General features: G+C 32.0%; 23 protein-coding genes. 4 read left to right on the forward strand and 19 right to left on the reverse strand.

Annotated features, from left to right (window positions below; translation table 11 throughout):
* Positions 1-324: 324 nt before the first annotated feature.
* Together ACJ6WR_RS20700 and ACJ6WR_RS20705 are read right to left on the reverse strand one after the other, a co-directional pair.
* Positions 325-918: a TetR/AcrR family transcriptional regulator gene (locus ACJ6WR_RS20700; RefSeq protein ID WP_039115765.1), complete on the reverse strand. Its 594-nt coding sequence runs from the start codon at positions 916-918 to the stop codon at positions 325-327.
* A 454-nt stretch (positions 919-1,372) separates the two neighbouring features.
* Complete coding sequence (locus ACJ6WR_RS20705; protein WP_086895960.1) at positions 1,373-2,290, reverse strand: ketopantoate reductase family protein; 918 nt, start codon at positions 2,288-2,290, stop codon at positions 1,373-1,375.
* A gap of 101 nt (positions 2,291-2,391) precedes the next feature.
* On the opposite strand from ACJ6WR_RS20705, the gene ACJ6WR_RS20710 reads away from it, so the two are divergent.
* Positions 2,392-3,219: a helix-turn-helix domain-containing protein gene (locus ACJ6WR_RS20710; protein ID WP_086895961.1), complete on the forward strand. Its 828-nt coding sequence runs from the start codon at positions 2,392-2,394 to the stop codon at positions 3,217-3,219.
* Between the two features lie 261 nt (positions 3,220-3,480).
* Here the strand turns inward: ACJ6WR_RS20710 and ACJ6WR_RS20715 are convergent, their stop codons facing one another.
* The 5 genes from ACJ6WR_RS20715 to ACJ6WR_RS20735 form a co-directional block, all read right to left on the reverse strand.
* Positions 3,481-6,585, reverse strand: coding sequence for an efflux RND transporter permease subunit (locus tag ACJ6WR_RS20715; protein ID WP_086895962.1), 3,105 nt, complete (start codon positions 6,583-6,585; stop codon positions 3,481-3,483).
* A gap of 37 nt (positions 6,586-6,622) precedes the next feature.
* On the reverse strand, positions 6,623-7,711 hold the full coding sequence (locus ACJ6WR_RS20720; RefSeq protein WP_086895963.1) for an efflux RND transporter periplasmic adaptor subunit: 1,089 nt from the start codon (positions 7,709-7,711) through the stop codon (positions 6,623-6,625).
* A gap of 27 nt (positions 7,712-7,738) precedes the next feature.
* Positions 7,739-9,025 carry a TolC family protein gene (locus tag ACJ6WR_RS20725; protein WP_086895964.1) on the reverse strand — a complete coding sequence of 429 codons (1,287 nt, stop codon included), beginning with the start codon at positions 9,023-9,025 and terminating at the stop codon, positions 7,739-7,741.
* 96 nt (positions 9,026-9,121) lie between these two features.
* Positions 9,122-10,480 (reverse strand): sensor histidine kinase, encoded by a 1,359-nt coding sequence (locus ACJ6WR_RS20730; RefSeq protein WP_409416354.1) that lies wholly within the window; start codon positions 10,478-10,480, stop codon positions 9,122-9,124.
* A 2-nt stretch (positions 10,481-10,482) separates the two neighbouring features.
* Positions 10,483-11,154 carry a response regulator transcription factor gene (locus ACJ6WR_RS20735; protein ID WP_039115752.1) on the reverse strand — a complete coding sequence of 224 codons (672 nt, stop codon included), beginning with the start codon at positions 11,152-11,154 and terminating at the stop codon, positions 10,483-10,485.
* Between the two features lie 355 nt (positions 11,155-11,509).
* Between ACJ6WR_RS20735 and ACJ6WR_RS20740 the strand changes: the two genes are divergently transcribed.
* The gene (locus tag ACJ6WR_RS20740; protein WP_409416355.1) at positions 11,510-12,346 is read left to right on the forward strand and encodes a sulfite exporter TauE/SafE family protein; all 837 of its coding nucleotides are present in this window, start codon (positions 11,510-11,512) and stop codon (positions 12,344-12,346) included.
* A 4-nt stretch (positions 12,347-12,350) separates the two neighbouring features.
* Positions 12,351-12,740, forward strand: coding sequence for a DUF1634 domain-containing protein (locus ACJ6WR_RS20745; RefSeq protein WP_039115856.1), 390 nt, complete (start codon positions 12,351-12,353; stop codon positions 12,738-12,740).
* A gap of 23 nt (positions 12,741-12,763) precedes the next feature.
* Here the strand turns inward: ACJ6WR_RS20745 and ACJ6WR_RS20750 are convergent, their stop codons facing one another.
* The 9 genes from ACJ6WR_RS20750 to ACJ6WR_RS20790 all read right to left on the reverse strand — a co-directional run bounded on the left by ACJ6WR_RS20750 (position 12,764) and on the right by ACJ6WR_RS20790 (position 18,553).
* On the reverse strand, positions 12,764-13,471 hold the full coding sequence (locus ACJ6WR_RS20750; RefSeq protein ID WP_409416356.1) for a DUF4328 domain-containing protein: 708 nt from the start codon (positions 13,469-13,471) through the stop codon (positions 12,764-12,766).
* Positions 13,472-13,941: 470 nt separating this feature from the next.
* A complete protein-coding gene (locus ACJ6WR_RS20755; RefSeq protein ID WP_409416357.1) occupies positions 13,942-14,334 on the reverse strand; it encodes a VOC family protein in 393 nt (130 codons plus the stop codon).
* Positions 14,335-14,342: 8 nt separating this feature from the next.
* Entirely contained in the window at positions 14,343-14,801 is a 459-nt protein-coding gene (locus tag ACJ6WR_RS20760) for an RDD family protein (protein WP_409416358.1), read from the reverse strand.
* Positions 14,802-14,920: 119 nt separating this feature from the next.
* Positions 14,921-15,940, reverse strand: coding sequence for a TQO small subunit DoxD (locus ACJ6WR_RS20765; RefSeq protein ID WP_409416359.1), 1,020 nt, complete (start codon positions 15,938-15,940; stop codon positions 14,921-14,923).
* 55 nt (positions 15,941-15,995) lie between these two features.
* Positions 15,996-16,376 carry a hypothetical protein gene (locus ACJ6WR_RS20770; protein WP_039115747.1) on the reverse strand — a complete coding sequence of 127 codons (381 nt, stop codon included), beginning with the start codon at positions 16,374-16,376 and terminating at the stop codon, positions 15,996-15,998.
* A gap of 102 nt (positions 16,377-16,478) precedes the next feature.
* Positions 16,479-16,889: a hypothetical protein gene (locus tag ACJ6WR_RS20775; RefSeq protein ID WP_409416360.1), complete on the reverse strand. Its 411-nt coding sequence runs from the start codon at positions 16,887-16,889 to the stop codon at positions 16,479-16,481.
* Between the two features lie 51 nt (positions 16,890-16,940).
* Entirely contained in the window at positions 16,941-17,396 is a 456-nt protein-coding gene (locus ACJ6WR_RS20780; protein WP_409416361.1) for a hypothetical protein, read from the reverse strand.
* 7 nt (positions 17,397-17,403) lie between these two features.
* Positions 17,404-17,952, reverse strand: coding sequence for a DUF2199 domain-containing protein (locus ACJ6WR_RS20785; protein ID WP_409416362.1), 549 nt, complete (start codon positions 17,950-17,952; stop codon positions 17,404-17,406).
* 166 nt (positions 17,953-18,118) lie between these two features.
* Positions 18,119-18,553 (reverse strand): hypothetical protein, encoded by a 435-nt coding sequence (locus ACJ6WR_RS20790; protein WP_409416363.1) that lies wholly within the window; start codon positions 18,551-18,553, stop codon positions 18,119-18,121.
* Between the two features lie 259 nt (positions 18,554-18,812).
* On the opposite strand from ACJ6WR_RS20790, the gene ACJ6WR_RS20795 reads away from it, so the two are divergent.
* Entirely contained in the window at positions 18,813-19,571 is a 759-nt protein-coding gene (locus ACJ6WR_RS20795; RefSeq protein ID WP_039119462.1) for a phosphatase PAP2 family protein, read from the forward strand.
* Positions 19,572-19,946: 375 nt separating this feature from the next.
* Here the strand turns inward: ACJ6WR_RS20795 and ACJ6WR_RS20800 are convergent, their stop codons facing one another.
* From ACJ6WR_RS20800 to ACJ6WR_RS20810, 3 genes are all read right to left on the reverse strand, one after another.
* Positions 19,947-20,777, reverse strand: a complete 831-nt coding sequence (locus ACJ6WR_RS20800) for a helix-turn-helix domain-containing protein (protein ID WP_409416364.1) — start codon at positions 20,775-20,777, stop codon at positions 19,947-19,949.
* A gap of 145 nt (positions 20,778-20,922) precedes the next feature.
* Entirely contained in the window at positions 20,923-21,804 is an 882-nt protein-coding gene (locus tag ACJ6WR_RS20805; RefSeq protein WP_409416365.1) for a diacylglycerol/lipid kinase family protein, read from the reverse strand.
* Positions 21,805-21,900: 96 nt separating this feature from the next.
* Positions 21,901-22,644 carry a hypothetical protein gene (locus ACJ6WR_RS20810; RefSeq protein WP_409416366.1) on the reverse strand — a complete coding sequence of 248 codons (744 nt, stop codon included), beginning with the start codon at positions 22,642-22,644 and terminating at the stop codon, positions 21,901-21,903.
* Positions 22,645-22,647 lie beyond the last annotated feature (3 nt).

Here is a 22,647-nt window from a genome sequence, read left to right on the forward strand (position 1 = left end):
GTTGTTAAGTAAAATAGTGTAAAAATCCATATAAGTATTCCTTCCAGTTATAATATGCTATAATTGGTATTAAATTATTTATCACCGTTAAGTGAAGTGGCAAAAAAACTTCAATTTCTCCTTCGATTCCGTTCAGATCGATAATAAATTGAAATTGTGGTATTAAATTACTGTATTAAATTTTCTAACGTTGTTAAGTGGAATTGTAAAAAAAACTTTTGATTTTTCTTTGATTCAACTTTGAATGACAATGGAGTAATTAAGTTTGGTTCAAAATTACTACATTAAATTATTTATCAGCGTTAAGTGAGCATTAAATTTTTTTTAACGTATTGATTTTATGATACCGCCTATGGCATCTTTTAAAATTTGTGTATTGATTGTTTCTAAAACTTCACTTTTGTTAATGATATTGATTGAAATTAAACCGTGAATAACAGAAAAGAAAGTAAAATACTTTTGTTTTATTACTTCTTCAGTTGGTTTGCTATCTTTCATTACTTCGGCAATAACAGCAACAAATAGTTTGTAAGGTGCTTCAGAAGCCGAACATCGCTCATTACAGCAAGTCATTTGTACACCAAACATTAACTGATACATTTCGGTATCGGTAAATGCAAAATCCCAATATGCCATCCACATTGCTTCAAGCTGTTCTTCAGGATTATCGTATTTGTTTTTGGCTTTTTCTAGTTCAATAGTTAATTTTACAAAACCTCTACCTGTTAGTTCTTGTAATATTGCTTCTTTATTAGAAAAGTATTCATAAATGATTGGAGCAGTATATTCAATCTTATCAGCGATTTTTCGCATACTAAGACCTTGCCATCCCTCATCTTTTACAATAGTACAGGCAGCATCCAGAATGTTCTTTCTGGTTTCTTCTTTTTGTCTTAAAATTCGATCTTTGCTTGCCATTTTTATAGAGTATTAAATTGTTTAACACCGTTAGGCAAATGTATGGCAATTTTCGGGATTACAAAATAAATCTTTCATAGTTTTTTCTTATTGCTTGATAAGAGATTTTTAAAGTTGCTGCTATTTGGAGGGAAATGTGAGGAAAACGGGGAATTATTTCGTGAAATTTCGCAAAGTTTCGCAAAGAAAAAAGCACAGAGAGTCGCAAAGTTTTTTAACCGTAAAGGGCGCAAGGAGGTTACGCAAAGTTCGCGAAGCATAAAAATCTGTTTTTATCCGCGTCTTTCTTTTAGGAAATCCGTTTTATCTGCGTCTCATTATACACAATCTTTGGCGAGCTACTCGTGGAGATCCTTCCTCAGTCAGGAAGACAAGTTTATGGATAAAAAACTTAGAGAATCTCTGTGCTTTTTTCTTTTTCAGCCTTTGTAAAACTTTGCGAAATAACTCTGCTTTAAGAAATAATCTTTTCGTTTACACTTTCGTAAAAGGGAGTAGGAATTCCGTGTTTCTTGCAGTTTTCGATAACGTAATCTACTAAGAATTGTTTCTCGGTTTGATTGTTGTTTTCAAAATCTAATTGCAACGATGATTTAGACTCAAATGGAAATTTAGTTAATAAATCTTTTGAGGTTTCGATATCTTCTTTTGTCAGGCTGATATTGTTTTTGCTGGCAAGCGACTGAATTTCTACCATCATATTTTCGAGAATATGCATTAGGTTTTTATCTTCGAGAAGTTGACCAAAAGAAACATTGTAAGCAGAAGTTATTCCAGCAACTGGTGCTACAAATAGGTATTTCTTCCAAAGTATCTGATTGATGTTATCAACATAAGTAATATCTAATCCTCCAGCAGTTAGTAAATCAATAAGCCATTTGTTTTCTTTTTGTCCTCCTACGAAAATCTTTCCTGGACCTCCAACGTGCTGAATATGTCCTGGACTTTTTATATTGGAAGCAACATAAATACAACCTTCCATTATTTCTCCAAGTTCAGGTAAAGTTTCGCGAACGATTTCTCTAGCGTTTACAACATTTTGCAAAGTGATTATAATTGTATCATTACTTATACAATCTTTATAAGTTGCCAATATCTCGTTTACAGAATACGATTTACTGGTGATTATCAATACATCCAAGATTCCGATTTCGGTTGGATTATCAGATACTAAGTCAGGGAATATGGTATCTTTTGTGTCTTTAGATTCAAATGTTAAACCTTCATTTTGTATGGCATTTTTGGTTTCGCCTCTGCAAATGAATATAATTTTAGTATTTGTGTCTTTATATTTTTTTGCCAATGGAGCGCCAACAAATCCGCCGATTCCACCAATGCCAAGAATTCCTATTTTTTTTGTATCAGATTTCATCTTTTAGTATTTTGGGTTTTAAATTAGTGATACAAAGTAAATAGGTTCGCATTCATTAATTGATGTAAAAATATAGGTTATATTTGTATAATTTAAGGATTATGAAAGACACTTTTTTTATATACAAAGATTTCGAAATTTACTCTGTCGAAGAATTAACCTGGAAGAAAGAAGTACATCGACATAATTTCTTCGAGCTTTTATATATAGAATATGGTACAGGAAACCATATCTTAAATTCGATTCATCATAATTATAAAGAGCATGATATTTATTTGCTTACGCCAAAGGACTATCATTCTTTTAAAACACTAGAACCAACAAAGTTTCATTGTTTGCGTTTCTTGCCGAATTTTTTTTCGAATAAAAAAGAAATTGAAGAAATAGAAAAGCTATTCTATTATCATAATCAATTGAATGGAAATTTGATTTTCTTCGAAGATGATAAAGCATTTTGCGAATTGGTTATTTTGAAAATATTAGATGAAGTTGCCAAACCAAAAGGGCAGAATGAAGTCATAATCAAGAGCTTGATGATGTCGCTTATTCAGATAATAAGGAGGAATGCGAGTATAAACGAAAGTAATTTAAATATCCAAACTACCGAGGTTTTAAAGATAGATACTATTTTAAGTTACATTCGTTCGAATATTGCTAATCCGCATTTGCTAAAGAAAAAAGAAATGGCAAATCACTTTAATGTTTCTATAAATTACATTGGCGAATATTTTAAAAATCATTTAAATATTACTTTAAGGGATTATATCGAACAAACGAAACTGAAGGTTGTAACTGAAAAATTAAGCAAAAGTAATTTGACTTTCTCCGAGATTAGTAATGATTTGGGGTTTATAGACAGTAGTCATTTTAATAAATTCATCATGCGTAGTACCGGAATTTCTCCATCTGAATTTAGGAAGAGATTTTAAGGTTTTTAGGTGCAGAGGAACAAAGGGGAAAGGGACGCGGATGACACGGATTTCCTAAAGGAAAGACGCGGATCCCGAAGCGTCGGGACTGATTTTTAAAAATAATAAAACTAAAAAATCCGTTTTTATCCGCGTTTTCGCCTAAGCGAATCAGTTTAATCCGCGTTCCATTTTTAGACAATCTAGGCAACTCAAAATAAGACATAAAAAACACCTTTAAACATTAAGCATAAAGGTGTTTTAAAATTTTATTTATTCTGATTAAGATTCTGTGTTACTAAGATCTTTTTTGCGATATACTAAGTAAAATACTTGTGGTAATACGGTTAAAGATAATATCATACAGGTTATTAATCCTCCTACAATCATAATTGCCAATGGTTTTTGTACTTCCGATCCCATTCCTGTAGATAATGCTGCAGGTAATAATCCCAAAGCTCCCATAAGTGCAATCATTACAATTGGACGAATTCGGGCGTAAATACCATTTGAGATAGCATCTTTTAAGTGCATCTTGGCTTTCATATTTTCTTTTATTATTCCGATGAGGACAATACTATCAATTGCGCTGACCCCAAAGAGTATAATAAAACCTATTCCTGCGGATATTCCAAATACGGTTCCTGTAATCCATAATGATAGGAAACCACCAATAAAGGCATATGGCATTGCACTAATCGCAACCATAGTATCTTTGAAATTTCCAAAATTGAAATACAACAGACATAAAATCAATACTAATACAACTGGAACAATCATAGCCAATTGTTTAGAAGCTCTTTCTTTACTTTCAAATTCTCCTGCCCATTTCATTATATTTTCTTTAGGTAGTTTTACTTCTGCAGCAACTTTTTTCTGTGCTTCATCAATTGTACTTCCTAAATCTCGTCCTTCGATGCTAAATCCTATGGCAATATAACGACTGTTTCCTTCACGATAAATGAATGTAGGTCCAGTTTTATACTCGACAGTTGCGATTTCTTTTAAAGGAACTTTTTTACCATTCATGGTTGGGATAAGGATATCTTCAATTTTCTCTTTCGAGTCACGGTATTCTTTTTCGAACCGTAATGTAATATCAAATATCTTTTCATCATCATAAAACTTGGTTGCTGCTTGTCCACCAATTGTCATTCGGATAACAGCTTGTGCGTCGGCTGTTGTAATGGCATAACGCGCCATTTTTTCATCATCAAGTTGAATTCTTAATTCTGGTAATCCAATGTTTTTATACACATTGATATCTTCAATTCCTTTTACGTCTTTGATAGATTTAGCCACTTTTGCAGCCATTTCTTCGAGTTGAAATAGGTCATTTCCGAAAATCTTTATAACAAGCGGACTTTTTACACCTGCAACATATTCTTCGACATTATCCTGAATCGGCTGGCTAAAACCAAAACCTATTCCGGGATATACATCTAGTTCTTTCTTAATCTCGGCGATTAACTCTTCTTTACTAATTTTACGTTTCCATTCATCCTGATGCAATAACTCAATATGTAATTCGATATTAAAGAATCCCGTTGGGTCGGTACCATCATTTGGTCGTCCTGTTTGGGTCAGTACAAATTTTACTTCTTCAAATTTCCTTATTTTAGCTTTCATCTCTTTGGTAAGCCTCACAGATTCATCTAGATTGATACTATTTGGCAAAGTTGCTCTTACGTAAATCGCTCCTTCGTTTAACTTAGGAATAAATTCTGAACCATAAAATGCAAATTTCGCACAACATACGGCAAGTAAAATTAAGAAACCGTATAATGTTGCTTTACGATTGCGTGTGCTCCATTTAAATAATTTAAATAGGTTTTCTCTAAAGAAACGCGAAATCATATTCTCTTTCTCAACGATGTTCTTGGTCAACATTACTTTACACATTGCTGGTACATAAGTAAGTGACAAAATTAATGACCCTAATAGCGCATAACTTAAAGTAAAGGCTAGGGGAGAGAACATTTTCCCTTCTACTTTCGTGAATGAGAAAATAGGCAGAAGCGCAACAATTAAAATAATTAAAGCAAAGAATATATAAGTAGCTACACTACCTACACTTTTCTTGATAAGCCCCATTTTACTCATATTATTAAAGCGTTCCATTCCCACTTTATGCGCTTTCTTTTCGAGCGAGACAAATACTTGCTCGACAATAACTAACGTTCCTTCTAGAAGAAGTCCAAAATCCAGCGCTCCCATAGATATTAAGTTGGCAGGTAATCCCTGAATTCGTAGCATTATAATGGCAAACAAGAACGAAAGCGGAATCACTGATGCCACAATTAATGAGGTACGCCAATTGTAAAGGAAAATAAATACAATTAGAGACACCAATAAAATCCCTTCTACAAGGTTTTTTGTAACTGTTTTTACTGTTGTATCTACCAATTTGGTACGATCTATAAACGGAATTATTTTTACATTATCAGGAAGTACTCTTTCATTAAGCTCGGTTAAACGATCTTTAAGTCTTTTTATAACTTCACCAGGGTTTTCTCCACGAAGCATAATTACAATACCTTCTACAACATCATCATCACCATCTAAACCTACTTGGCCAAGTCTAGGTTTGGCAGATATTGTAACTTCCGCTACGTGTTTTACTAATATTGGCGATGAGCCTTTGGTTTCGATAAGGATATTCCCAATATCTTCTACTTTATTAATAAGACCAACTCCTCGTACTACATAAGCCTGATCGCCACGTTGTATAACATCCCCACCTACGTTTACGTTACTTTTAGAAACAGCTTCATAAACATCTAACGCTGATAGGTTGTAATTTTCTAGCTGTGTTGGGTTAATTTTTATTTCAAAAATCTTTTCTTCTCCACCAAAACTTACCACATCGGCAACTCCTGGTACAGATATCAATTCTCTTTCGATTACCCAATCCTGAATGGCTTTTATTTCCTTAATAGGTAAATCACTTTTTATAATATATCTAAATATTTCGCCTGTTGCACCGGATGGTGGTTCAATTTCTACATCGGCTCCTTCTGGTAAATCTAATCCGTTAAGGCGATTGGATGCATATTGTTGGGCGTAAAAATCCTCAACATCATCATCAAATAATACGGTAACAACTGATAATCCAAAAAGCGAAATAGAGCGTACTTCGGCTTTTTTAGGTATCGTGTTCATTTGTTTAGAAATAGGAAGTGTGATGAATTTCTCAACTTCTTCGGCACTTCTTCCTGGCCATTGTGTAATTATTCTTGCCCGGGTATTGGTTACATCAGGAAAAGCTTCTATGGGGGTATGGATATAGCTTACTATACCAGCGACTAGTAGTACAGCTGTCAGGAAAAAAACTATAAGGGAGTTTTTTAGCGAGAAAGCAACTAAGCCTTGTACAAATTTTTTCATATCTTGTATTGTGTTTATCCGTTTTTATGCGGGATACTTAGTTTTTTAATCTTTCGTGAATTAACAGGTGGTTTTTAGTAATAACCATTTCACCTTCTTTAACTCCTTTATCAAAATAAATCCAGTTGTTGTTTTTTATAGTAGGATTAATTTCTCTGGTTTCGATGGTACAATCATCTTTATAGATTAAGATATAATCACGATTATTATCAAAAATGGCTGCTTTTGCAGGAACTGCTGCTAGCATTTCTCCACCTAAACTTTTATCGATAATGATATCTGCAGTCATTCCGGGTTTCAATTTTAAGTTTTTGTTTTCCATAACAATTCTTGCTTTTAGCACATGTTCATCGGCATCAAAAACTTTAGCAAGCATGGTAATTTTTCCTTTAAAAATTTCGCCAGGATATGCAGGTGTAGTTACATCTACAAGCATATTTTCGGTTACATTTTTTAAGTTACTGGTATAAACGTTTACCAATACCCAAATTTCTTTTAAGTCAGAAATAGTAAAAAGCGGCTCGCTACCTTCAGTTATTTGCATTCCAGGACTAATGTTTTTAGCGACTACATATCCTTCTGTAGGTGCTTTTATCTGAAAAACTGCTCTTTCGCTACTAGCGCTAAACATGGCAAGATTTGCTCTTACGTTTTCAAGAGATGATTTTAAAACATCTAATTCACTCTGTGCTTGCATTAAATCTTTTTGTGATGCAATACCATCATCAAACATTGATTTTGTAGCTTGTAACTGGCGGTGAGCAACAGCTATTTGTGATTGCAAGGATTTGCTTTCGGATTGCATACCGTTAAGTTCTGTACTTTTTATCTCGGCAAGTACTTGTCCTTTTTTCACATAATCCCCCAACGAAAATGTAGTTTTTGTTATAATTCCTTCTACAAGGCTATTAAACTGCACTACATGATCGTTGTTATAGGTTATGTTTCCAGTAAGATTTATGGATTCACTAACGGCACGTTTTTGTACAGGCTCGATAGTGATTTTTTCTTTTAGGTCTTTGTCAATACAAAATTTTTCCTCTTTTGTATCTTTAATTTCTTCTTTTTTGCCACATCCGTAAACGAGCATTAATCCAAGTATAGGGAGTAAAATAAGTTTCTTCATTGTTATTATTTTTAAATAATTTGGGATTTAATTAATTTCCTGACCTGCTATATAGCGTAGTTCTTCAAGGTTTTTATTAAGGTCTTTTTTAGAATTAAGTAATATCGATTTGTTTTCTAAATAAGCATCTGCAAAATCAAGGTACTCAAGCATACTTGTATTACGTTGCATGAAGTTTTTGCGATAGCTTTCTAAAAGTTTTTCTAAATCTCCTTCATAAGCTGCATCTACACTATCATATAATTTTTTGGTAACTATTAAATCTTCATAAGCTTGTAATACTTCCGATTGTACACTTATTGTTTTCTCTTCGGCAAGTAATTTACCTTGGTCGATAGCTATTTTTGCTGCTTTTATATTTCCTTGGTTTCTATTAAAAAAAGGAAGATCCAGAGAGAATCCAACACCAACAAAATCATTCATTAAACTGGCGCCACGGTCATAGCTCACACCAAGGGTAACATCTGGTGTTCGCATTGCTTTTTCGTATTTGTACTTATTAGTATTATATTCATTTCCTAGTTTAAGGACTTTCATGTCTGGTCGGTTTTCTACAGCCGAAGCCATAAGATTACCTAAGTTTATATTGTCGATGTTTTTATTATCAGGAAGAAAACCATCTTCGGTAAGTTTGATATAACTTGTTGCAGGAAGATTCATCAGGACTTTAAGTTCTTTTTGCAACGAGTTATTTTCTTTTTTAAGGTCACTTATTTCTTTTAAGAATTGTAGCTCAGTTGCTTTTAGTCTTATGTATTCGCCTTTACCAATATTTCCCTGAGCAACTTGATTACTATATGCTTTAAGCAAAGTTTGCATCGAAGAAAGTTGTTTTTGATAAACAGCTTCTTGGGCTTGTACAAATTGTAATTCGGTAAGATTACCTCTAAACTCAATTTTTAGATTGCGTAAAAAAGTTTTAAAGTATTCTTTGGCGATATCTACGCTCACTTTTTCCATGGCAATTAGCTTTTTTCGCTTTCCAGCTGTTTGGATAAGTTGTTCCAGTTCGGCAGTTACTTGCGATGTAGTTCCAAAATTGCCCCATAAAGGTGGTAATTGTTGCGCCGTAGCATTGTTCCAAAGATTTATCTCGCCAATAGTAAGAGTAGGGTTAGGCCACAATTTTGCCTGAATAACTTGAGCATCGGCAACGTCAATATTCAGCTTTTCGGAAATAAGAGAAATATTCTTATCCAGAAACAAAGCCTCGGCCTGTGTTCGGGAAAGAACAATTGTATCGTTTATTGCAGCAGTTTGTGCCACACCTTTGTATGATACAATAACGAGTAGGGTTAAAATTATACGTTTCAAATTAAGTTATTTTAAGATGATGCAAAGCTACTTGCGCCATATTAAATGATAATTTGATGTATGTTAAAAGAGGATTAGAGCAACATTAGAAAACGATTAGAGTGGCGGGAATAGTAATGTTACTGTAGTGCCTTCGCCTTTTTTTGAAGTAATCGTAAAATGAATATTATTCTGCTTAAAGATAATATTAGCCAAAGAAAGTCCTACGCCGCTACCTTTTATATCATTTACATTTTTACCTCTGTAAAAGGTTTGTTTGATGAATTTTAGGTCTTCTTCTCTAATGCCAGTTCCGTGATCTTCGATTACGATTTTTAGTTGATTATCTTGTTGTAATAGACTTATTTTTATAGGATTCCCTTTTGAATATTTTACAGCATTCTCGATAATATTGTACAAGGCAATCTTAATTTCGTTACTATTTCCTCTTATCGAAAGTAGTTTGTCATTAACAATCTCTATTGCAATTTGTATTTGAGCATCTTTTAATTGATAAACATCTGGCAATTGGTCGTTAATATCCCATACAAGTTCATCAACTCTGAAAATTTCATTAAGCTCTGTATTATCTCTTAATCCCGAAAGCATCATAAGCGTGTTGAGCGTATCTTCTATTTGATAAACATTCTCTAATACTTTTTCGGACATTTCTTTATATTCGGCACTAGTTCTTTCTTTTTGAGCAAATACTTCCAGGTTTCCAGATATAGCAGTTAATGGTGTTTTAAATTCATGAGAAACATAATTGATGAAGTTTTTTTGGATTACAAAAGTATCAGATAATCGCTTGAACAAATTATTATAGGTTTCTATAAGTTCTTGTATTTCGTCTTTAGTATCAGGAGAAATAATTTGTCTGTCTAGTGATGAAGCCTCGATTTCGTTTACCTGATTTACAATGTTTTTTATAGGACTGTAAGCAAGATTTGATAGTTTACGGCTAACCAGATATATTATTACAAGTCCGATAATTAAAACCAAAATCATGATGATAAGCAATCGGTTTGTAATGGTTTTGAATTCGACATCATTTTTCTTTACAAAAACAACAAAATCTCCTTGATTGTCATGGTAATAACTTCCGAAATAAAAATGATGGTTTGATTTAAAACTCAACTTTCTATTTTTTCGGATATAATCAAGTCGCTCTTTATTTATATTCTTATCATTTCCTTTATCGCCGTATACAATTTGATTTTCTTTGTTATAAACCCGAGTAACTATTTCGAGTGAATTTTCTCTGAATTGCTGCCCGATGATTAAATGTTGATTTTCGGGTAACTCATCTTTTTCTAAGTAGAAAATCCCTGTAAGCAAGCACGTTTTTTGAAGTTCATTATACATTATCTTTTCAGAATAGCTGTAAAAAGAAAAGTACGTTATAATCGAAGCAATTATAAATACAATGCTAAACGTAAATGATGATATTAATGTAAATCGGTTGCGTATTTTCATGACTATTCTTTAATCATATATCCTGTTCCTTTTATGGTATGGATAAATTTATGGTTTTGTTCGATTTTGTTTCTTAAGTAAGAAATATAAACATCGACTACGTTGGTGTTATTATCATAATTAATTCCCCAGACAGCATTTAATATTTGGGTTCTGGACATTACTTTATTTCTGTTTTCTAATAAAAACAATAACAGTTTGTATTCTCTTGGGGATAAATCTATAGGTATGTTGTTCTCGGTAACTTTATGTTCTTCAGGGTTTATGGTTAAGCTTCCGCAGGTGTATAACGTTTCGACTTTATCATAGTTAAATTTGGTTCTTCGCGTAAGCGCATTAACTCTCGATATTAATTCCTGAAAATGAAAAGGTTTCACGAGGTAATCATCGGCACCAGAATCTAATGCATTTACTTTATCATCGGTATTACTAAGTGCACTGAGCATTAATATGGGTGTATGAATTTTTTTAAAACGCATCAATTTAGTTAGTTGAATACCATCGATGCCTGGAAGCATAATATCCATCAGGATAATATCCCAAGTATTGTCTTGTATCAAGTCACGGGCAATCTCTCCAGTTTCGGCAAGATGCACTGTAAAATTGTTTTCTTCCAAACCTTTTACAATAAATTCGCTTATGCGTTTATCATCCTCAATGAGTAAAACATTCATATAATAGTTGTTTCTTGTATTTATTCTAATTGCAAAGATTGTGTAAGATGGGACGCGGATGACGCGGATTTACTAACGTAAAGACGCTGATAAAGACGGATTCTTTTTCTTTCTATCAGTTTTAAAATCCGTTTTTTTCCGTGTTTTCGCCTTGGCGAATCCGCGTCATCTGCGTCCCATTTTAGACAACGTTCATCATAAATCGATTTAAAAATGAATATCAAAAATAACACTTAATTACGGGAATCTACTATTAAAAAGGAAGGGATAAGGTTTTTTAATATTTTGTTATGAAACAGAAATCTGAAATAATAAATATCAATTCGTAAATTAGCAGCGATATAAATACATTCGGATGACAGTACTTACATTTACCCTGATTATGCTTTTTGGTGCTTTTTTAGCAGGTTTCATAGGTTCATTATCAGGTTTAGGAGGTGGAATAATCATTATACCATTATTAACAGTCATTCTGGGAGTCGATATACATTACGCAATTGGAGCGGCACTTGTATCGGTAATTGCAACTTCATCAGGCTCAGCCGCAGCTTATGTAAGAGAGGGGATTACCAATATGCGTTTAGGAATTTTCCTTGAGATCGCAACTACTGTTGGAGCTGTTGGTGGCGCATTACTTTCTACAATTGCACCAACATCTTTTATCGCTGTTTTATTCGGACTTACATTAATATTTTCGGCTATTAATTCACTACGAAAAAAAGAAGAACATATTGTTTTAGAGTCAAGTCCATTGGCTAAAAAGTTGCGTTTACAAGGAACTTATCCTTCGCATGACGGGGAGGTTATTAGCTACGGAACAAAAAATGTTGTTGGCGGATTTAGTATGATGGGAATTGCAGGAATGATGTCGGGATTGTTAGGAATTGGTTCTGGTGCCTTTAAGGTAATTGCAATGGATAATATCATGCGAATTCCGTTTAAGGTTTCTACCACAACTAGTAATTTTATGATGGGAGTTACAGCAATGGCGAGTTCTGTAATTTATATCCAAAAAGGATATATAGAACCAGGAATCTGTATGCCAGTTGTTATTGGTGTACTATTTGGAGCTATGGCTGGAGCCAAAGTATTAGTAAAAACAAATCCTAAAAAGCTTCGTATCTTTTTTGCTTGTCTTATTTTTGTACTTGCAGTAAATATGATTTATAATGGACTTAACGGAAAAATCTAAGATTATGACACACGAAAAATTTGGAGAAAAAGATTTTCAGACCATTATAGGTAATTTATTGCGTTACGGAGTATGGATTTCGTTATCGGTTGCTTTTATTGGTGGAGTTGTTTATTTGATGCATCACGGTAATGATATCGAAGATTATTCGGTATTTAAAGAAAACGACAGAAACATCTTCGAGGTAATCTCTGCAATCTACAACGGAGTTATTCAGGGTAATGGAGAATCGATAATATTTTTTGGTGTAATATTGCTTTTTCTTACTCCTGTATTGCGTGTATTATTATCGTTATTTTCTTTTTTATTAGAGAAAGACTATCTGTATGTAGTAATCACTTTAATCGTAATCTTTATAATTCTGGTAAGTGTTTCTTTAGGTTTCTCTCATTGACGGTTGAGGTGGAATAAAATAATCTACGATATTTCAAGATTTGATTCGACTAAAGGTTCTGTAGTTTTAAGTTGTTTTTCATTAATCTCATTTTCAATAAGTAATGGTTCTACACGTGAATAATCTTTAATTATTTTTATAGCAATTAGTGCAAGAGGTATTCCAATAATATTTAAAACTATACTTGCAATTGTGCTATTAATTAAGTCATCTATACTATTAGTTGGGTATTTAGAAATTATTCGTCCTAATATGTTACTAATTATCCAAAGTGTCCACCATGGAGTTAGCATATTAGTTTTGAGTTTATCATCAATATTCAGCCCTTTTTCTGTTAAGTAAGATTCTGTTTCTTCATATAGTTCTCTCATTATTTGTACAGGTCTGTAAAGAGAAATAATTGGAACAAACCAACTTCCTGCAGCCCAACCTTCAGAATGGGATAAAAATTCAGTTTTTAAGTGAAGATTGTAATAAGCACGTCTAAACCATTGGATAAAAGTTACTGCAGAAATAATATAAACAATCAAATAAAGGATTGCAATAGTTTGTTCGGTAGTATCATTTGCAATTGCTTCATCTGTAGTTATAACGCCTCCATTTACAGCAGTTTGCAGTAAATTATATTGAAAACATTTAGAAATTAACGCTACCAATTCAATTGCCATAACAATCCATATTAATAGCATTGCATTTTTAGCTCTTTGTCCGTTAGGTCTTAATTCTTCCATTGTTTTGTTTTAGCTTTTATTTACTTTTTTAGGCGAAGCTAATATATTCTATTTTGTACTATAATTACTAATTAAATTTATTGTTATTCTAAATTTATATTTTGAAATAGCTTGATTTTAGATAATCTTTTCATTCCGATGAAAGAGACCCGAGCGGTAGCGAACAGACGTAGTAAATCTCCGTAAGAAACTCCATAATTTTTGTAGAGCTACTTGATGAGACCCTTCCTTCGTCAGGGTGACAAGATTGTGGCTATTTTGTGAATAATTGATAATACATTGCAAACATAGTCTACAATTTCTACCGTTGGAATGCAATGTATTATCACAATTGGCATCACACGGTTAAAACTGTGGGCTATGGTCAAAATAGGATAGAATTTATGAAATGAATAATGTCCTTTATTTTGTGCTGCTACTCATGCCTTTGTGTTGATTTTTGATAAATTAGATTTCTTTGTTCGTAATATTTATCCCATCGGAGTACAAATCTCGATTAAAAAGCCATCAATATCTCTTACATAAGCAACTGTTTGTCCCCAAGGTTTTTGTTTTGCTTCTTGCAAAATGATTGCGCCAGCTTCTTTAGATTTAGCAAGTACTTCATTTACATTATCGGTTATAAAACCCAATTCGGTTGCAAAAGGTTTATTGGTTAAATCACTTTCGATAAAACCGTCTTTTAAATTAGAATTAGCCAATTCTTTTGATGCAAATGAAATCGTAGTTTCTCCAGTGCTAAGTTCTCCGTAATCATTTTCGGGAGTTATGAATTTTTTAGTAAAACCAAATGCATTTTCATAAAACGAAATTGATTTACTTACATCGTTAACATATAATATTGTATAGCCGAATTTTACCATTGTTGAGTTTAATTATTTATTTTTATAACTGTAGTATTTGCCCATAAATCTCCTAATCTTTGATTTTTTTCTGTGTTTTTGATGATTAAATAAGCAATTAAACCAAAGAAAAACATATCAATTGGGTCAAGTAGGTGTCTTTTTAGAGATTGACTAAAAGTTAATCTTAATCTAGAATTATATAATGAGATTGGTTTTAAGTTTACGATAGAATTTCCTAAGGTAGCTCCAAAGTATTGCTCTAATCCAATTGTCCAAAATGCCCAAACTAAAAAGGGGATTAAAGCTGACCAACCTGATAAATGAAAATTTCCGTTTTCGTCTGGAGTTCCAAATACTGTTATTATTAAATAGCATTTTGTATTAATAATTCCATAGTCAATAAAAGCAGCAAGAAATCGTCTTCTAATATTTGTAGCCGTTTTAATTTCTATAGTTTCATTCGTATTTAGTTCTGTAACGGTCATTATAAGATTTTGAATAATTAAAAAAAGTTCGACGAAATAGAAACAATGTATTTTCTATTGAACGAAAATACAAATAAAAATATGCTTCTATCTCGCCAAACTTAAAATTATTTTATAGATTATTTTGCCACTTTACTCGTCCATTCTGTTCCGCTAATATCAGTAAGAGTTAAAGTATAATTATTACCTTTTAGTAATTGGTAATTCTTTAAATCAATATTCAGAATTGCTTTTGCGCCAAGCGGAATTATTAAACTGTGTTTGCCTGGTTTTACTTTTGTAACATATATATTTGCTATATCTTTTTTAGGGAATTTAGACAAATCAGCACCTTTTAAATCAAAGATTATTTCTCCTTGTCCATTCTTTAACTGAATCCCAATTAAGAACGAACCATAAACATCAACACCTTCTGTACGGTATATCTGGAATTGTAAGACATCATTTTTTATAGTTGCATCGCTAATTTCTACTTTTGGTTTTACCGATTTGTTATGTAGTTTTCCAAATACGCCACCATGAAAATATTGGTTGGTATACAAAGTAAGCGAGAATATAAGCAAGGAAATAACAAGAACTACTGGTTTAAGATTAGCAATAGGAAGACTACCTGAACCAAGCCATGAAAACCATTTTGTTTTGGTAAATGCGTAGTTTTTGTTCATGAAATAATTGTCTAGGGAATAAGAACCACTTCCGCTTAAAAATAGCGTAAAACCACAAGCAATTCCCAATACTCCGATTTGCCATTCGTCTAGACAAGTGGTACCAATCCAACCAGAACCTAACAAAATTCCCATGGCTAAACTAAAGACTCCGATACTCATTAATCGGGTAAAGAACCCTAGCATTATCAATAATCCTACAATGGCTTCGATGATGGTAAAACTAACCATAGACCACCAAAGCGCTTCGGGATTTGTAACTAAGTATTCGATTATAGGTTTTATTCCTAAAGCATTGGGAAGGAAATGATTGAATTTTTCGCCAATATATCCTGCTTCATCCTGAATTAATTTGTTTTCGAGAACAAGCCTTCGCCAGAAAGCCGAAAAGTATGTCCAGCCAATAACAAGCCTAATAGAAAGCGTAAAAAGACCAGCCAAGTTGTATGACTGATTCGAATGAATATTTTTCATAAGTGTATATTTTAATTTTAAAAAACGATTGTATATAAAATGCGACTGTTCTGGATTATGCCAAATCGGATTTTAATCGTTTATATAAAATATACAAAGGGGGAGTGTTTACAGCGGCTACATTTACATAAATATCTTTTTTATGTAATGCTGTTGCTAATATGATTTGATTTCGAGAAACAGAAACGGGTAAAACAGGAATTTGTTTGTGGAGTTTCTCAACGCTATTTTCTGACTGATTAACGTTTGATTCTTCTACTTCGCAATAAGAAACTGCTGTTTGGGTAGTTTGGTTCTTATTAAGCGTTTGGAAGTACTCTATATCAAAAGCAGCAAATAAAGAACTTTTTACCGAACATGGAGTAAGCGCAAACACCACAGCAAGTAGTATCACGACAAGTCGCATGTTTTTAGGATAGGTTCTTTTGTTTTTCATATTTTTCAAAGATATGCTTTTGTTTTGCTTTAGCGTGGGGAGTATGGAAAAATTTAGATGTTAATGACAAACTACTGGGTTGCATTGAAAAAAGAATCTATTTTATAATTGCATTTCATGAAAAAGTAAATATCCTTTTTTTAAATCTATAAAATAGATTGATGTTAGGTTGTTAGGAGATGAAAAAGCGATCAAACCTATTTTTGGTTTAAACCAAGAAGGAGCATCATCTGGTAAATAAATTTCGGAGGTGTGAACTTTTAAATTATTTATTTTGATGAATTCATCTAGCCATTCGGGAGATGCATATAGTTCCAGATACATTTCATATTCTCGTGTAAAATGTGCAGATTGCCAATATTGTCCGTTAGTAATTTTTATATCCTTTTCGGGTTCACGAAAAGACCATAATTCATATACTTCATTTGGGTCATCGGAATTCTTCTCTGTACAAGAAGTAAACAGAAATGAGAATAGAATAATTGCGATATAAAATGCATGACTTATTTTCATGGGCTAGTTTAGATGATTGTTTTATTAAATCACTTTAAAATTTCTTTTTGATTAATTGAATGACTTACAATTTGTGAATGCATTTTTCAGTTCTAATTCCTTTCTAAACTCTGTCGGTAATAATAACTTTGTTTTGCAAAAATCCTTAATCTCATATAATTCTGTCTCAGGATTTAATATAATAGCTTTTGGAGAATCATAATCAGAATTATAATACCATACATTAGCATGCTCATCAACATATAAACACCAATAATGATAAGCACTAAAGGTTTCATTTAAATCTTGTTGAAATAATATTTTATTATGAATATCAGTTATTGCAAATATTATAGATTCATCTTTAAATTGCTTTAAAACTATTTTTTTAGTTTTAAGATCTCTTTGAAAAACAGAATATATTCCTGGCTTATTAATGAATCCGGATTTAATCCGTTGTCTTTTTGGTTCAGATTCATTACACGATGCTAAGAGTAAAAACATTAGAAATAATATACTTTTTTTCATTCTTGAATTATTGATTATGTGATTGTCTCAATATATTTTCAACCATTTCTTTTGCTTTTTCAAATGTTATTCCGTTTTCTTGGTCGATGGTTAGCGGATGATTTTCTTCGATACATTTAATCTCAGGAATAAATCCAAGTTCTTGCTCTATAGCGATTGTTTTTAAGCTTAATGTTTCTCCGTAATTAGGTACCATGGTTTGTAACCAACCAAAATAAGGTTCTTGTTTGGTTCGGTTTTCGTCTTCCCACAAATTCATTCTGATTTCAAAATTCTCTGCGCTTATAGATGTCCAAATATCAAAAGCAAAATCTTCATGATGATCAATAATCGGAATTGTTAATCTGCCACGATGAAAAAAGTATTTATCATCGATAATACATAAACTTTCTTCGAGTTGAATTCTTTCTTCTCTTTCTTCTGGTGGAACAGAGAAATAATATTCAGGATAATCGGAACCAAAACAAAGCGGAAGATCATTATAAACAACATCGCAACAATCACATTTATAGGCTGTTTTATTTGTTTCTGGATTTAAAAAGGGTATTAATTTCAATTTGTATGCTATTAGGTTTTATTATTGATTGAGTTTTTGTTTTAGAGAATATTAATGATATTCAATTGATAATGGATCTATTTCTATAACTTCATTTTCTTTTTTTTGATTGCAAGAATAAAATATAGTTACAATTATTATTAGTGCTGATGCTAGTAGAACAGGTTTAGAATTCATAGCGGATTTTACTATTTATATTTGCTCTTAATCTTGTAACAGTATTGATAGCTCTTATCAATCCAATTGCAGCTTTTCCTGTCTCCATCTGAAAATTTTGTTCTTCACCGTAAATATCTACAATTCGGAATATTGATAATTCAGGTTTATTTATTTGTCCTTTAAAATCACCAAAAATTGTATCGTCAATATCATCAAAACTAATTAGTTTCAAATTTTCATTCTCTTTTTCTAAAATCCGACGAGTTGTAATAATTGCTTTTGAGGTTTCAATTTCAAAAATAGGTAATTCATTATCCTCAAATAAAAAAGTATCATTTTTTAAATCAGTTGAAACCTTAGAATAAAGCCATTCCTCTGAATTCATTACAGATCGATTTATTGCTGTTATAGTTCGTTGTCTTATGGAGCTATCTTCTTTCATTTAAATAGATTTCATGCAATAGTCGTCTTATGGTTTAGGACTTAGCGAAGATATTAATTAAAAAGATAGAAGGTTTATTCAAAATGCAGAATTTATTCAAAATTGGATATGAAATTTGTAGTACAATACAACATTGGTATTGTTTAATATTTAGCATTGAATTTATAAAACCCAAAACATTTTAAATAGTTGTTATGAAGAAAAATTACGCTTGTTTATTTATTCACTTGTGTATTATTAATTTATAATCTTTTAAAAAATGCTAAAAATCATTCTGTTTTCATTGTTGAGCGTTATAACTCTTAAAGCTCAAAATACTGTAAAAGATACCGTAACTGTGAAAAATGATACGGTTCAGAATTTGAAATTCAATTACAAACAGCTTATTATTCCGGGTGTTTTAATTGGATATGGGATTATAGGTCTTGAAAGTGATCAGTTAAAAGGTTTTAATTCTCAAATTCATGATGAAGTAAAAGAGGATATTGATACCAGAATTACAATTGATGACTTTTCGCAGTATGCTCCGGCAGTTTCTGTTTATGCCCTGAATGGATTAGGTGTTCAAGGAAAGAATAATTTAAAAGACAGAACTATAATCTTAGGGACATCTTATGTAATTATGACAGCTACCATATTAGCGTTAAAATCTATTACAAAGGTCGAAAGGCCAGACGGAAGTTCAAACAATTCATTTCCTTCGGGACATACTGCAACTGCTTTTGCGGGAGCCGAATTCTTATATCAGGAATATAAAGATAAGTCGATATGGTACGGTATTGCGGGTTATGCTGTTGCAACAGGAACAGGAATATTTAGGATGGTAAACGACAGACACTGGCTTACTGATGTTGCTGCAGGTGCAGGAATTGGTATCTTAAGTACAAAAATCGCATATTGGGTAAGTCCTTATGTAACTAAGAAAATTTTTGGAGAACGAGAAAAAAGGGTTACTTCGGTAATTACTCCTTTTTATAATGGCAAACAAATAGGGTTTGGGTTTGCAATGGGGTTTTAGAACATATAGTTTTGTTTAAAACCATGTAAGTAATTTAAGGAAATATAAGTTTTGTAAAAGTTTTATTTAAATGGATTTAGATAACTTTTAGGGTTAGCTTTTTGCCCTAATTTTAAGAGTATATTGCTTCTCCTAAAAAATTAATGCAAAAATAGCGCGGCTCTATTTTTGCATTTTTCTCAATCTACTGGTTTTCTGGTCTATTATGAGGTTAAATTTGTTTCCGTTTTTTCCTAAATCAGATTTAAGATCATCCTAAATAAGATTGTAATTAGTGATACAAGCATACTGATTGTGATTATGAAATATGGGAATTATCTAACAAAAATATCTAGTTGTATTCTTCTAAAATTGTAAAAATGTAACCCTAAGTAATTATATATACAACCAATTAATATTTCCGTCTTCATGAGCCGTTATTCTGTTGAAAAATGACTTAGGCGTAAAGCCTGTTATTGATTTAAAATCTTTGATAAGATGCGATTGATCAAAAAAATCAAGTTGATAAGTAATATCCGAAAAATTGTTCTTTGTACGCATATTCATTTGTTGGTGCATTGCTTGCCGAAACCTAATGATTTTACGTAGTTCAGATGGTGTTTTGCCTATATGTATTTCAAAATGTTTACATAACGTCTTACGGCTTATTTTATATTTATCGGCAAGGTCTTTAATCGTATAATTACCTTCGCTATTTTGCATATCCTTAAGGATTGACCCTAAAAAAGGATGACTAAATCCTTTGAATTTACTAATGAAATATTGTTCTAATTTTTTTATTTTATCTTCTGCTAAAACGGTATTCATAATATCCGACATCGAAGCACTAAAATCACTAAACGGATTAAAGTACGAGAAGGATTTTCCGTTATAAAAGTTGAGGTTTTTTTCTAAAAAAGCATTTAATCCTAATGGCTTAAAACTAATCGTGATTTCGTGAATATAACCTGGAATGCTTATTTCAATTGGTTTTGTATATCCGCATATAAGCGTGGCTAGTAACGGATTATTGATGTTTTTATCAACGGTTAGTTTGTTCTTTTCGAATATAAACTCTGGATATTGATTAATAGAAACAATAGAGTTTACGTAAGGAAAAGTATAATAGCGAACGTTTTCTGTATCTGGAGCTTTTTTTAGAATATAAAAATAATCGATATAATTTTGCAATAATTTACTTTGAGGAATGAAAAGTTTCAGATCCATAATTGCAATGAAATAATAGTTGTTAATAAATCGATTTAGCTTTCAAATATAATCAAAAAACCTATGTTATATAAAGCATAAAAAATAAAAGCCTCATTTTATTGAGGCTTATAGTAAGAATAGTAAAAAAATGCTATGATTTTCTCTAGTCGGTAATAACGGTAAGTCCATTTTTAATGATAGATACCTTTATGCTATTGGTTTTAAGATTATAAGATTCTCCATCTATTTGCGCATCTAGAGATGTTGCTACAGGAACTTCTATCGTTAAATCTTGTATTAATGTATGTTGGGCTTTTTTAAATTTTTCGACAGTGTTACGTAATACATGGTAACCAAGTGTCATTTTTTCAAGAAACGATAATTTAGGTACTACTATCATATCCAGCCAGCCGTCATTAAGACTTGCCTTTGGCGTTAAGCTCATATTATATCCCATTTCGTTAGAGTTTGAAATGAATAATAAAAACGGATTTGCAATTATCTCTTTATTATCAAAAGATAGTTTTGTTTCTTGAGTTTTAAATTCAAGACTAGATGATAATGCTGCTTTTACATAAGCGATAAGCGTACGTTTGCCTGAGTTCTCATATTTTTTTATAATCATTGCATCGATTCCGATTCCTGTATTACTAAAAAAATATTGATTGTTTATTTTACCAACATCTATAGTCGAAACGGTTCCTTTACGGATGATTTCGATTGCTTTTTCAAATTTTCTTGGAATATTTAGATTAGATGCTAAACCATTTCCTGAACCCACAGGGATAATTCCTAATTTTATAGTAGTACCAATAAGGCAAGAAGCAACTTCATTTATAGTACCATCACCACCACAAGCTACGATATAGTCTGGATTATTAGCTACAGCAGCTTTCGTTAATTCGATAGCATGTTTTTTGTGGTTTGTGTAATCAATTTCGATTTTAAATTCAGAACTAGGGAAAGAATCTCTTAAAAAATCTCCTGTAATATTGTGTTTACCATTGCCCGAAATTGGGTTAACTATAAAGTGAATATATGTCATTATTTATTTTAATTTTTTTGTAAAAAATATAGTGCGCAATCTAGTGTTTTTATGAATAAAATGGCTTAAAGTTCCTAATCAAATTCTGAATTAATTTTAGGTATCTATCCTTTTCGTTTGCTGGTCTTTAAAAGTAGAAAAAATTATCAAACCAGAAAGAATGACAAATAGGAGTGAGGAAGAACCAATAGTCCCCAAATTTAAACCTCCTTTTTCGACTGGTTTGGTAAGTAAATCTCCAAATGTAGCTCCAAATGGGCGTGTGAGTATAAATGCGAGCCAGAATAATACTATATGTGAGATTTTAAGAAAATAATATGCTAAAATCATGAGTAAGAGTAAACTCCCTATTAGTAATGCACCGCCCAAGAAACCCAGACCTGTATTATCGGCAAGAAAATCTCCTAAAGCAGTTCCTAAAGTATTGGAGAAAAGGATTGCAGTCCAGTAAAATGTTTCTGCCCGGAAACTATTTATGGTTGTAACATTTAATGAATTTTCGGTTTTTTTCCAACCAAAAAGAACCGTTAGCAAGAGTATGATTAGTATTGCCGACCCTTTGGCATAGCCAAGGCCAAGAGTACGATCCATATAGTCTGACATGGTTGTTCCGGCTGTACTGGTTGCTAATATTACTGCCCAATAAAGTGGCGGAATATGTTTTTTTGAAACTAATTGCCCAATGAGAACAGCTGCAAATAAGAATAAAAGAATGATAGAACTCCAGCCATAACCCATATTTAGCGTCATAGACATTAAATCGCCTGCGGTTTCTCCTAATGTTGTGGCGCAAATCTTCATGATCCAAAATGCGATTGTAATTTCTGGCAATTTTTTCATTGT

It is taken from the genome of Flavobacterium sp. PS2 (genome assembly GCF_046250155.1).
GTDB lineage: Bacteria > Bacteroidota > Bacteroidia > Flavobacteriales > Flavobacteriaceae > Flavobacterium.